Source organism: Aestuariivivens insulae (genome assembly GCF_022662195.1).
Taxonomy (GTDB): domain Bacteria; phylum Bacteroidota; class Bacteroidia; order Flavobacteriales; family Flavobacteriaceae; genus Aestuariivivens; species Aestuariivivens insulae.
This window is the reverse complement of sequence record NZ_JAKMCS010000010.1, coordinates 58,981-72,095: the sequence shown is the minus strand read 5'-3', so window position 1 is coordinate 72,095 and position 13,115 is coordinate 58,981. Positions and strand designations below refer to the sequence as shown.

General features: G+C 37.1%; 11 protein-coding genes. 4 read left to right on the top strand and 7 right to left on the bottom strand.

All coding sequences use genetic code 11. From position 1 onward, the window contains the following. The first annotated feature begins 7 nt into the window (after nucleotides 1–7). The 3 genes from pafA (at nucleotide 8) to MR062_RS12815 (ending at nucleotide 4,359) form a co-directional block, all read left to right on the top strand. The gene (gene pafA, locus MR062_RS12825; RefSeq protein ID WP_242204897.1) at nucleotides 8–1,648 is read left to right on the top strand and encodes an alkaline phosphatase PafA; all 1,641 of its coding nucleotides are present in this window, start codon (nucleotides 8–10) and stop codon (nucleotides 1,646–1,648) included. Continuing rightward, complete coding sequence (locus MR062_RS12820; RefSeq protein WP_242204895.1) at nucleotides 1,649–2,458, top strand: DNA/RNA non-specific endonuclease; 810 nt, start codon at nucleotides 1,649–1,651, stop codon at nucleotides 2,456–2,458. It abuts the gene before it with no gap. Between the two features lie 95 nt (nucleotides 2,459–2,553). Beyond that, the gene (locus MR062_RS12815; RefSeq protein ID WP_242204894.1) at nucleotides 2,554–4,359 is read left to right on the top strand and encodes a T9SS type A sorting domain-containing protein; all 1,806 of its coding nucleotides are present in this window, start codon (nucleotides 2,554–2,556) and stop codon (nucleotides 4,357–4,359) included. A gap of 256 nt (nucleotides 4,360–4,615) precedes the next feature. Here MR062_RS12815 and MR062_RS12810 read toward each other — a convergent pair whose 3' ends face one another. The 4 genes from MR062_RS12810 to gcvP form a co-directional block, all read right to left on the bottom strand. Further along, nucleotides 4,616–5,470 (bottom strand): glycosyltransferase family 2 protein, encoded by an 855-nt coding sequence (locus tag MR062_RS12810; protein WP_242204892.1) that lies wholly within the window; start codon nucleotides 5,468–5,470, stop codon nucleotides 4,616–4,618. 295 nt (nucleotides 5,471–5,765) lie between these two features. Next, nucleotides 5,766–6,302: a class I SAM-dependent methyltransferase gene (locus MR062_RS12805; protein WP_242204891.1), complete on the bottom strand. Its 537-nt coding sequence runs from the start codon at nucleotides 6,300–6,302 to the stop codon at nucleotides 5,766–5,768. A gap of 1 nt (nucleotide 6,303) precedes the next feature. Next, nucleotides 6,304–7,362, bottom strand: a complete 1,059-nt coding sequence (locus MR062_RS12800) for a 3-oxoacyl-ACP synthase III family protein (RefSeq protein WP_242204889.1) — start codon at nucleotides 7,360–7,362, stop codon at nucleotides 6,304–6,306. An 86-nt stretch (nucleotides 7,363–7,448) separates the two neighbouring features. Beyond that, entirely contained in the window at nucleotides 7,449–10,298 is a 2,850-nt protein-coding gene (gcvP, locus tag MR062_RS12795) for an aminomethyl-transferring glycine dehydrogenase (RefSeq protein ID WP_242204886.1), read from the bottom strand. Nucleotides 10,299–10,675: 377 nt separating this feature from the next. On the opposite strand from gcvP, the gene MR062_RS12790 reads away from it, so the two are divergent. Then, nucleotides 10,676–11,509, top strand: a complete 834-nt coding sequence (locus tag MR062_RS12790; RefSeq protein ID WP_242204885.1) for a UbiA prenyltransferase family protein — start codon at nucleotides 10,676–10,678, stop codon at nucleotides 11,507–11,509. On the opposite strand, the gene MR062_RS12785 is transcribed toward MR062_RS12790, so the two are convergent. The 3 genes from MR062_RS12785 to MR062_RS12775 all read right to left on the bottom strand — a co-directional run bounded on the left by MR062_RS12785 (nucleotide 11,506) and on the right by MR062_RS12775 (nucleotide 13,083). Continuing rightward, nucleotides 11,506–11,766 (bottom strand): hypothetical protein, encoded by a 261-nt coding sequence (locus tag MR062_RS12785; protein WP_242204883.1) that lies wholly within the window; start codon nucleotides 11,764–11,766, stop codon nucleotides 11,506–11,508. The two genes, MR062_RS12790 and MR062_RS12785, sit on opposite strands and share 4 nt — an antisense overlap. Nucleotides 11,767–11,768: 2 nt before the next feature. Continuing rightward, nucleotides 11,769–12,320 (bottom strand): sigma-70 family RNA polymerase sigma factor, encoded by a 552-nt coding sequence (locus MR062_RS12780; RefSeq protein WP_242204881.1) that lies wholly within the window; start codon nucleotides 12,318–12,320, stop codon nucleotides 11,769–11,771. A 70-nt stretch (nucleotides 12,321–12,390) separates the two neighbouring features. Then, complete coding sequence (locus MR062_RS12775) at nucleotides 12,391–13,083, bottom strand: DUF2071 domain-containing protein (protein WP_242204878.1); 693 nt, start codon at nucleotides 13,081–13,083, stop codon at nucleotides 12,391–12,393. Nucleotides 13,084–13,115: the final 32 nt, after the last annotated feature.

Genomic DNA, 13,115 nt, shown 5'->3' with positions numbered 1-13,115 from the left:
GGTCAAGATGAAGTACACAACGCTAACACTTTTAGGATTAATTTTGATGATGTCATGTAAGGTTAAGGAGGAAAAACAGGCACCATCAAGTCGACCAAAACTGGTGGTGGGTATCGTTGTAGACCAGATGCGCTACGATTATTTAACTCGTTTTTATAACAAGTATGGCGATGGTGGGTTTAAGCGTATGATGAATGAAGGCTTCAATTGTAAAAACAATCACTATAATTATATTCCAACTTATACAGGACCAGGCCATGCGTCGATATATACGGGGACAACACCTAAATATCATGGAATAATTGGCAACAATTGGTACGATAAAACAATAAAGCAAAGTGTGTATTGTGCTGGGGATACATCGGTACAGTCGGTTGGGACTTTAGAGAAATCTGGACAAATGTCTCCGCATCGATTAAAGACGACCACTTTTGCAGACGAAAACAGGTTGTTTACACAAATGCAAGGTAAAACCATAGGTGTTTCAATTAAAGACAGAGGGGCTATTATGCCAGCTGGCCATACCGCCAATGCGGCCTATTGGTTCCAGGGGAAAGATGAAGGCAAATGGATTTCCAGTACCTATTATATGAATGAATTACCAGTTTGGGTAAACGATTTTAATGCTGAACATTCAGTATCTAAATACCTAACCGAATGGAATACATTTTATGATATTGAAACCTATGCGGAAAGCGGCGATGATTTAAATGATTTTGAAGGCGGATTTAAAGGAAAAGAAACAGCTACATTTCCATATCAATTAGATGTTTTAAAAGATTCAAATGGGGGTTACGACATTTTAAAGTCAACCGCTTATGGTAACAGCTTGATAGCAGATTTTGCCATTGCGGCCTTAAAAGGAGAACAGTTAGGACAAGATGATATTACCGATGTGTTAACAGTTAGTTTTTCAAGTACCGATTATATTGGGCATAATTTTGGGGTTAATTCCAAAGAAATAGAAGATACCTATATCCGATTGGATAAAGATTTAGAGCGCTTCTTTCAGGCTTTGGATGCCCAAGTGGGAAAAAACAATTATACCGTGTTTTTAACAGCCGACCACGCTGCGGTTAATGTGCCGGCCTATTTGCAATCGGTTAAAATTCCAGCAGGTTATCTAGATAATGCGAAAACCAGAACCAAATTTAATGCCTTTATGGAACAAACCTTTAAAGCTTCAGATTTAGTTGAAAACGTTAGTAACAACCAAATCTTTTTAAACAGGGAAAAGATTAAGGCTATGGGATTGGAATTGGAAGATGTGCAAGAAGCTATTGTGAACGAACTAATTGCTTACGATCATGTCGACAAAGTGTATTCGGCAACGACAATGGGCACAACAGAGTTTAGTGAAGGCATTGAGGCTTTGCTTCAAAGAGGGTATAACCAAAAACGTTCTGGGGATGTAATTGTGGTTTCAGACCCTGCTTATATTTCTTATCCAAAAACAGGTTCAACCCATGGTAGCGGTTTTAGTTACGATACCCATGTACCGCTTTTATTTTTTGGACATGGAATAGCTCATGGCGAAACAATCAAGAAAACGGAGATCACAGATATTGCACCAACTATATCTGCTCTTCTGGGTATTAATTTCCCCAATGGTGCTATAGGCCAACCACTGGAATTTGTTTTAAACTAATTGAGGAAGCGTACCCTATATTCCATTATAGCAGCTCTCATTCTTATAGGAGTATATGCTTACGAGCATATTTTAATAGAGCAAGAAAAGGAAGCTATAGTCGTAGAGGGCAAAACCGCTAAAGCAAATACCAATGTGTTCTTTTTGCCAACAAGTACGGCTGGGCAAATAGTACATCACGAAGGCTATTCGTTATCTTATAGCGAAACCCACGAACAGGCCGAATGGGTGGCCTACGAGTTAAAAAAGGAACACTTGTCCAAAGCCAATTATAAGCGACCCTATTTCGAAATTGACCAAGCGGTAAATACAGGAGCGGCACACTGGCGTAATTATAAGAACTCGGGTTATGACCGCGGACACTTATGTCCGGCAGGGGATAGAAGATATAGCAAACAAGCGCATGACGAAACTTTTTTAACGAGTAACATTAGTCCACAAGAACACGAATTTAATTCCGGTATCTGGAATGAGCTTGAGCAAAAGGTACGTTATTGGGCCAAAAGGTACGATGGTGTTTTTGTGGTCACTGGTGGGGTTTTAAAAGGCAATTTAAAAACCATTGGAGAAGAAGCTGTCGCTGTACCTAATCAGTTTTATAAATTGCTTTTAGATTACAATTCGGAAAATCCTAAAATGATTGGGTTTTTAGTACCCCATGAAAACTCCAATAGACCGTTAACGGATTTTGTGGTGTCGGTAGATTCTATTGAAGCCCTTACGGGAATTGATTTTTTTCCGCAGTTAGAAGACCGTATAGAGACTGTTTTAGAGGCCTCTAATAGTTCTGAAAGCTGGAGCTTCAACTAGTTGTCGATAATATTTGCATTTGAAATCTTAAATAGCTGGTAATCCTATTTTTTTTCGTAATTTTTATTTCTTATTAATTTATTAATCAGGCAGTTATGAAAGAAAAAGTACACACTTCACCCTCAAATCTTTTTTTAGCCCAACCAAAATTATTACTGTTAATTTTTATCTTTTCGTTGTTTGGTCTTTTTGTTTTGCAGGCTCAAAATTCAAATGCCAGTGATACAGGTAACGAAAATGCGAATGAAAATGCTACAGTTGAAGGTGGAATGGTTAGCACCATGGATGGTTCAGATTATGCCGAAGCTTGTATAGGAGATGAGGTTGAGGATATTGTCCATTTTATGGTTGAAGGTGCTTCTGGAAGGCTTAAGCAATGGGTGATTACCGATGATGAAGACAATATACTTTATTTGCCGGAAGAACCGTGGTTTGACTTTAATAATGAAGAAGAGGAAGGCACAGTAAGAGTCTATCACTTGTCCTATAATGGTATGAAACCGCTAGTGCAACCTTTTTGGCATAAACATATTTCTAACCTGTTAGAAGATCTAAGGGGGAAATATGATATATCCGACAATTACATCGAGGTTAAGCTTATCCAACAGCCGGAAGGCGGTGAGGCGTCCCTGGCCGACGGTGCAACAGAAATTGAAATTTGTGCCGGTGATGGAAATTCAGATTTGTTTGAAGTAAATGTCACGGGAGCCAGTGGAGGAGCACAGGTGAGCATGATATGGGTTGTAACAGAAACTAATGCCGATATTGTAATGACAACCACCGATACCACATTCGATTTTGAAGCAGATGGTGAGGGAACTTACCTCATTTGGCATTTGAGTTATGCCGAAAACGTAAGCTTGGAGGGCGTTACCAATGCCAATGATTTAATGGGGTGTTTTGATTTGTCCAACCCAATAACAGTAATTAGAAATGGTGTTAATGCTGGAAGTATAGCAATAGCTAACGACGGGGGGACAGCCATAGAAATTTGTGCAGGCGATGGTAATAGTGATGCTTTTGATGTAGAAGTTATGGGAGACCTGTTAGGTGATAATATGGGCTGGATAATAACCGATAATGCCGAGGATCCTAAAATATTGGCAGTGCCAGACGGCCCACCATTCGATTTGGAAGGCGCTGGTGGCGGTGTATGCTTAATATGGCATATAGCCTATGAAGATGGTTTGCAAGGCATGATGGCATCAACCGAAGCCGAAGACTATTTTGTTTCTGGTTTAGAGGGGTGTTTTAGTTTGTCCAATGCTATAGAAGTTACAAGAATTGGTGTTAATGGTGGCACATTAACAGCAGGAGACGATAACAGTTTTAGTTTTACTGTAGGCGATGGAACGGCCGATACCATTGAAGATGGGGCTATAACATTAGAAGGTAATATGGGCACTAATTCAGCCTGGATAGTGACTAACGAAGACGGTACTATTATTCTTGGCTTACCAGCTAATTATACCGATGTTGATTTTGATGGTGCTGGTGAAGGGGTTTGTAAACTATGGCATATGAGTTATGAGGACGGTCTGGAAGGTTTGGATCCGCCAACAGAAGGCGATCACTTAATGTCCAGTTTAGTAGGATGCTTTAGTCTGTCTAATGCCATTACCATTAATAGAACGGTTGCAAGCACTAGTAAGGTGGCACTTTATCCCAACCCAACAAAAAGTTCGGTTAGTGTCGATTTAACCAATTTTTCAGGAGATAATATCAATATTAGTCTGTATAATTTGAAAAGTTTAAGATTTTACAATCAAAATATGTCTTTTAATGGCTTATCTAGGGCTAAGTATTTAAATGTAAGCGATTTTGAAAGCGGACTTTACTTTGTGAAAGTAACAAACCTTGAGACTGGAGTTAGTGCTGTTAAGCGATTGGTGATAAACTAGACTGTTGTATTATTAAGTTATTAAGTTATTAAGTTATTGAGTTATAAGGAGAGGTGTTTAAAAAGTATCGTTTTTGTTAAACTGAATTTATTTTAGTTACTGTGGAAAATTGATGGTTGTTGAGGTTCTGAAATAAGTTTAGAATGAGAAGAGCGGTGTCATTCAGAAGGAGGGAAGTAACGACCGATTGAAGAATCTATTATCTTCAAGATTATTTGGTAATCCTTGCTCGCTTTGAATGATATTTAAAACTTTTTTAGGCACCTCTTTTTCTTTGCAACATACCTTTCCACCTAAGTTGTCTTATAAATTTACCTTGTGTTTTGGTTACCAAAAAGTCTGGTTTTTCCTTTTTGGCCTTAAAGTATCCAGCCATATAATCTTTAAAGAATTGAAATTTTCCTTTCTTAAAGGCCAATTTTACGGCAGAAATTAAAGTGATTACAAAACCATAGCGCATTTTATATAGGGCTTCGCCTTGCAAATATTTTGAAGCTTTGTTGTAACTGGCGCCGGTAGGTTTTAGATGTTTTACATGTAAAGATTCATCCGTTAAAATTTCCCAACTGTAATATTTAGCAAGAAGTTCGTCTACCGTATCCCATCCCATAGATGGTTTTAATTTGTCAATTTGTAAAAAGCAATCTTTACGATAGGCTTTAAGCGCCCCGCGAATATGGTCCTTTCGGGTGAGGTTTTCCAAAACCCATTGTCCGTTTTTTTCAATGTAGCAAAACCCCGAAGCCATGCCTACTTTAGGGTTGGATTTAAAATGAAAAGCTAACTGTTCTAAATAGTTGCTAGGAAAGATTAAATCGGCATCAAACTTACAGATCACGTCGTAACCTTCATCTAACGTATTAAAACCTTTATAAAAAGCATTTATAATTTTTGAACCGGGTAAATGTTCATTTGAGGATATTGAGTTAACCAGAGAAATCCATTTGTGTTTCTCGGTATAACCATTAACAACGTCTTCAGTATGATCTGTTGAATTATCATTAACTATAACTACTTGCTTAGGCAATAAGGTTTGATTTACTAAAGCATCCAAAGTTAAAGCTATGGAGCTTTCTTCATTATGTGCGGGTATGACGATATAGAAGTTCAAAGTTTAAAATTTAATGTTCAAAGTTAAACGTTTTAGTGCATGAGCAAAAATATCTTGACCAAGATTAGAACCACCTCGTCTTCGGTTTCTCAGTTACCAGAAACCGAAGTCACTCCTCATTATAAAGGAGGAGGGTTAAAATAAATCTATAAACACAATTCCTTCCCTTTAAAAGGGAAGGTGGCTTTAAACTCAATTAAGGGTTTAAAGTCGGAAGGGTCATGTTAAAATCAATAAAACAATACAAAACCAAATAAAAAATCAAAGGCATTAAAACGTTCTTGAAATGTTGGTTTTAGGCATTGGAATTTTCTGTCCTTTCAGCATAAACAATATAGTATCTGGGTGTAAACCATCTTAAAATGGGACGAATACCTATCTTTTTAGTGGGATGGGCCCATTTTTTACGGTCAATGATTTTCCATCCTGTTTTTTCCAATAGCCAATCAAATTGCCAATCTTCAAATTCGTGGTAATGCCTGTCCCATAAATCTGTTTTACTTTGGTATGCCGATGAAAACCATAATCTAAGCGGTACACTCGCTACCAATTTAGTAGCTTTAATGTTTTGTAAAACCGTAAAGGGGGAGAGAAGGTGTTCAAAAATCTCAAAGGCCGTTATGGTATCTGCGTTCGAATTTTCTATGGTAGAAGTATCGAAATCTAAATCTTCTCCTTTGGTATTTTCAACCTGGTACCCCTTGGAAACCATGATTTCTGAAAATGGGTTTTCAACGCCCAGATCGAGTATTTTTTCCGATTTAGGAACATGTTGCTCTAAAAATTCTAAGGTAAGTTTAAAACGCTTATTCGGATAAGTCTGTTCGTACATACTAATACTTGTAAACAATAGCATTGATATGCATGCCAGCGCCAACACTAGCAAACATAACCACATCGCCTTTATTTAAACTATGGTTGTCTAATTTGTTGTTTTTAACCAAGTCGAATAGTGTAGGCACTGTGGCTACAGAGCTGTTGCCCAACTTTTGAATGCTCATGGGCATTACCTGTCCTGGAATGTCTGTTCTGTAAAGCCTATAAAAGCGTTTCAAAATGGCTTCATCCATTTTTTCGTTAGCTTGATGGATGAATATTTTTTTAACATCTTTTATGTCTGCGCCACTCTTGTCCAAACAAGCTTTCATGGCTTGTGGTACATTGCTTAATGCAAATTCATAAATTTTGCGTCCGTCCATTTTTATGTAACGGGTATCCCTGCACAGCTCTTGTTTGTTGGAGTTGCCAAAAAACAAATAATAGGCTTCGTCATAGGTAAAGCTAGCTGATTCATGAGCTAGAATACCACCTTCTTCATTTGTGGCTTCAATAATGGTTGCTCCAGCGCCATCGGAAAAAATCATGGCGTCCCTATCGTGTTTATCGACCACTCTAGACAAGGTCTCGGTACCAATAACCAAACAGCGTTTGGCCAAACCTGATCGTATAAAGGCATTGGCTTGTATAACGCCTTCAATCCAACCTGGACAACCAAACAATATATCGTAAGCAATACACTTAGGGTTTTTAATGCGTAAGCTATGCTTTATTCTAGCCGCTAGCGATGGCAGCATATCACTTTGAATGGTATTATGCTTTACATCACCAAAATTGTGCGCTACGATAATGTAATCGATAGTCTCTGGGTCTATATTGGCATCTTCAATGGCTTTTTCTGCTGCAAAGAAACCTAAGTCTGATGAGTTTAAGTGCGGCTTAGCATAACGCCGTTCAATAATCCCAGTGATAGACTTGAACTTTTCAACTATAATTTCATTCGGATCATTTATTGAAGATCCATCGGCATTTAAAAATTCATGCTCATGAAAGCTTTCATTTTTTTCAATATTATCAGGTATATAGCTTCCGGTACCTGTTATCTTAATGTTCATAGCTTTAAACTTAAAAAGCTAATATAATTGCTTTAAATGATATGGCGAACTTTTATAAGATAACTTTACGATGTTCATCGATAAAATTATGCTTCTATATACTCTTCAATTGGAGTACAGGTACATATTAAATTCCTGTCTCCATAAGCATCATCTACACGTCTTACACTTGGCCAAAATTTATTGTCTTTTACATAGTTCAATGGAAAGGCAGCTTTTTCACGGGAGTAAGGAAACAGCCATTCATCGGCAGTTACCATATCCAATGTATGTGGTGCATTTTTTAATACGTTATTGGTATCTTCACTGGAAACGGCATCAATTTCTTTTCTAATTGAAATTAATGCATCACAAAACCTGTCAATTTCAACTTTACTTTCACTTTCCGTTGGCTCAATCATTAATGTTCCTGCAACAGGGAAAGATACGGTAGGGGCATGGTACCCGTAGTCCATTAAGCGTTTTGCAATGTCTGATACTTCTATGCCTTTTGCTTTAAAGGGGCGGCAATCTACAATCATTTCGTGAGCTGCTCTGCCACGTTCACCAGAATACAAAGTGTCGAAGCTACCTTCCAAGCGCTTTTTCATGTAGTTGGCATTTAAAATTGCCATTTTGGTCGCTTGGGTTAAGCCTTCGGCTCCAAGCATTTTTATATAACCATAAGAGATTAAACAGGCCAATGCCGAACCGTATGGAGCCGCCGAAATGGCCGTTATTGCGTTATCTCCGCCAACTTCCTTAACAGGGTTGCTTGGTAAGAATGGTACAAGTTGTTTGGCTACACAAATAGGACCAACACCAGGACCGCCACCACCATGAGGAATGGCAAAAGTTTTGTGTAAGTTTAAGTGACAAACATCGGCTCCAATATTACCAGGATTTGTTAAACCTACTTGGGCGTTCATATTGGCCCCGTCCATATAAACTTGTCCGCCATTGTCATGGATAATTTTGGTGATTTCTTTAATGGCAGATTCGTATACACCGTGAGTAGATGGATAAGTAACCATTAAAGCAGCTAGATTGTCTTTATGCAACTCGGCTTTTTCACGTAAGTCGTTTACATCGATATTTCCTTCATCGGTCGATTTGGTAACGACTACTTTCATGCCCGCCATAACAGCACTGGCTGGATTGGTGCCATGTGCCGACGATGGTATTAAACAAATATTTCTATGGTGGTCGCCTCTTGATTCATGATAGGCTTTAATAACCATAAGCCCGGCAAACTCACCTTGAGCTCCAGAATTTGGTTGTAATGATGTTGCTGCAAATCCTGTAATTTCAGTTAATTGGTCTTCTAAAGCCTTTAAAACTTCTAAGTAACCTTTGGCTTGATTAAGTGGTGCAAACGGGTGAATGTTCCCCCATTTAAACCAGCTTAGTGGTAACATTTCAGATGCAGCATTAAGCTTCATGGTACAGGATCCCAAAGAAATCATGGAATGGTTAAGCGATAAATCCTTGCGTTCTAATTTCTTAATGTAACGCATCAATTCAGTTTCGGAGTGGTAACTGTTGAAAACGGGTTCGGTTAAGAACGTTGAGGTTCTTTTAACGGCGGTTTCAATATTACTAGCTTCGGTTATAGCATCTATAACTATGGTTTCTTTGTTAGCCGCTTCAGCAAAAATGGAAATCAAATAGTTAATGTCCCTAATTGATGTCGTTTCATTAATTGAAATGGTGACAGTATTTTTATCTGGATAGCATAAGTTGACCTTTTTCTCTTTTGCTACTTTCTTTATTTGCTTGGCTTTTGTCTTTATTTGAAGCGTATCAAAATACGATGTATTTACTTGGTTATAGCCTAAAGTCTCTAAGGCTTCTGCAAGTTTTGATGCTTTATTGTGTACTTTGTTGGCTATGAATTTTAGCCCTTTAGGACCATGATAAACGGCATACATACCAGCCATAACAGCTAAAAGTACTTGTGCTGTACAGATGTTAGATGTTGCCTTATCGCGTTTAATATGTTGCTCACGTGTCTGTAAGGCCATACGTAAGGCTCTATTGCCGTTGGCGTCTTTTGTTATCCCTATAATACGCCCAGGTATATCACGTTTGTAGGCTTCTTTTGTAGCAAAAAATGCGGCATGAGGCCCTCCATATCCCATAGGAATACCAAAGCGTTGTGTGGTACCAACAACCACGTCTGCTCCAAATTTACCAGGTGCTTCAAGTTTAACCAAACTTAAAATGTCGGCCGCTACTGCTACCTTAATGTTAGCATTGTTAGCTTTGCTTATAAAAGTTTCAATATCTGTTATTTGTCCATCTCGCCCAGGATATTGCAATATGGCTCCAAAAAAAGTTTCAGAAAAATCAAATTCATCTTCGTTACCAACAACCAATTCAATACCAATAGGTGTCGCCCTGGTTTGTAAAACCGATAGGGTTTGGGGCAATATATTTTCTGAAACAAAAAATTGGTTTACCCCAGCTTTTTTCTGCGTACGATCACGAACGGCAAATAATAAGCTCATGGCTTCTGCAGCAGCTGTACTTTCATCCAGTAAAGATGCATTGGCGATTTCCATTCCCGTAAGATCGGTAATCATGGTCTGGAAATTTAGAAGGGCTTCCAGTCTTCCCTGGGCGATTTCGGCTTGATAAGGAGTGTAAGCCGTATACCATCCTGGGTTTTCTAGAATATTTCGTTGAATAACTGCAGGCAAAATAGTTGGGTGATACCCAAGGCCTATATATGTCTTTCTAGCTTTGTTTTTTTTGGAAAGATCATGGATATGTAACAAATATTCATGCTCTGTCATTGGCTCATCTAGATTTAGCTCTTTTTTTAAGCGAATGTCATCTGGGATGGTTTCGTAAATAAGTTGATCTAGAGAGTTTAAACCTATAGCTTCCAGCATAAGGTTTTGGTCATTTTCATTAGGGCCGATATGACGCAGAGCAAAGGCATTAGTATTCATTAATTGTGATAATTATGATGATTTATTATATAGTCCGCAAAAATACGTAATAATTAATGTTCTTTATTTATGAATTGATAAAGTTTTCAACCATTTAAAACCGTTATCAACACTTTGGTTACTTTTCTTCTGTAAAACTAAAATTTAGTATTTAATGAAATAACAAAATTTAGTTTCACTTCAGTAACCACTTCGTTAGTCCATATAACTTTTTTCGTTTGTTTTTCGCGAATTTTCACCTGCTCAAATTTATTTATTTTTCAAAGGTCAGACCTGCCTTGCCGGCAGGCAGGTGTAATTCGCCTACTAGTAAATTGAAGGAGACCTATATCTTTTATAGCTCATTTCAAACGAAAAAATTCATGTACTTTTGTTATATGAAGTTATTGAAACAACTTGTCAATTTTTATATCAATAGCAGCATTCATGTGGCGCTGTCGGTTATTTCATTAACTTATATTACGGTGCTAGATTACGATATTTCGATAGATTTTGCAATGCTAATGTTTGTGCTATTTTCGTCAATTACAGGGTATAATTTTGTCAAATTTTATGGCTTGGCTAAATTTCACCACAGAAGCTTAGCAAACTGGTTGAAAACTATTCAAGTATTTTCATTTTTTTGTTTTCTTTTGATGTGTTATTATGCTTTACAATTAAGTGTAAGGACACTATTATATATAGCTGGTTTTGCACTCGTTACTTTTTTGTATGCCATTCCGTTTTTGCCTAAACGTTTTTTTTTAGATAGCAAGCATAATTTAAGAAGTATAGGAGGGCTTAAGGTTTATGTCATTGCTCTGGTGTGGACAGGTGTTACGGTTTTTTTGCCTTTAGTAGATGTGGATTTTAGTATAAACAGCGACGTTATTTTAACGGGTGTGCAACGTTTTATATATATTGTTGTTTTAATGCTCCCTTTTGAAATTAGGGATTTAAGGTATGATAGTTTAAAGTTATCTACGATACCTCAAAAAATAGGGGTAAGGCGAACCAAGCAAGTTGGCGGTATCCTTTTGATAGTTTTCTTTTTATTGGAGTTTTTTAAAAGCGAGATTAATCTCTGTCAAACCCTAGTAATGTTTGCCGTTGCCTTGATAACCCTATTGCTTGTGGTGTTTTCTAAAACAGAACAAGGAAAGTATTATAGCGGATTTTGGGTGGAAGGATTGCCTATATTTTGGCTTTTATTCTTGTTGGCATGTTGTTAGTGGGCCTGCTCTTTAATGGCTTTGTTTAAGTCCTCTTTCATTTTTTCTTTTGCAGTTTTGTCCAAGCAGGTAACATGTGATTTCGTAATGGCTTTGGTGAGTTTCGTGTTGTTTTTTGTGTATTCCCTACATGCTCTGCAATATAGAAGGTGAATATTGAGTTTTATCTTTTCCCAAAGTGTCGCATTCTTGTACTGTGTTTTATCACAGACATGGTTTGCTTCATTGCAAGGGATAACAATTTTAATCTTCCCCATAATTAGAACCAGTTTTCTTTTAAGCAATTGGCCATAGCGGTACGTGCTCTATGGATAATTACCCAAAGGTTAGACGGTGTTATATTGAGTTCATTACAAATGACTTCGGTTTCGAAACCTTGTATTGTTTTCATCTTAAAAACTTCGGCTTGCTTTTGTGGTAGTTTGTCTAAGCAATTGTAAATGGCATCGCCAAGTTCTGTGTTTTGTATTTGGTCTTCGGCAGTTTTATCAAACGGGTCGGCAACACGTTCTTCCAGCCAGTCACCTTCATTTTCGGTATCGTTATAGGACATTCTAACCTCGGCCTTCCCTTTGTTGGAATTTATTTTGCGGTAATAGTCAATAATTTTTCGTTTTAAAATAGAAATGAGCCAGGTACGTTCGCTGGCTTCTCCTTTAAAGTTGCCCATTGATTTTAAACCTGCCAAAAAAGTGTCTTGTACTAAATCTTGGGCTACTTCACGATCGCTAACCCTAGAGATGGTATAGTTGAATAAGTAATCGGAGTATAGGTCGATCCACTTATTAGGGTTGAGTTTGTGATTGGACATCCATTCTATTTTTGAATATCAAAAATAGGATAAAAAAGTGAATATTTAAATAAGTTTAAATTGATACTATTTATTGTAGCATACCTTTTTGGATACTTACTTCTGAACCGTCTATCAAATATGTAGATAAATGTTTTAGATTTTTGAAGTTTGTTGGTAAAAGCTTTAATAAATTGTGGTCAACATGTGCATTTTGGGGTTGGTATGTTTTCCATGGTCTGTGATATATGTTATATTTAAGGGTTGTTTTTTTTTTACTTTTTACAAATGCAATATATCTGTCAACTATAAAATGCGTTAAGGTGTTAGAGAGCGGTTCTTTGGTTTTTAATGTAGCATTAGTTTGAACTGATGCTTTTTGATAGCTGTATTTTAAACTAATGTTATCTTGGGTTTTGTGTTTCTTATAACGAATACGTTTAAAATAATAAGGTTCATTATAAATTTTATTGCCAACAAGGGCTATTAGGAGTTTTGGAGCAAACTCCCTAATAAAAACAACGCCTTTAGAGCCATCAATTTTAGATTTAGCATAAAACCTAAAGTTTATTTGGCCAAAATGTTGGTGAAATGGAATTTTAAAGCCAAAGAACTTGACTTTTGAAAATGTAAAAGCTACCAAGCTTATAAGGGCTTTATCTTGATAGAGGTCCAATTCTGTATTTGGAGGTAAATAGGGTTCAAGTATTGATTTGTCCACTTCGTATGTCGACATAATTAAGTTTTTCCATTCACAGGTCATGAAAATGTTTTTTGGTTTCATTTTAGTATGTTTTAAACTTTCAGAAATAATTG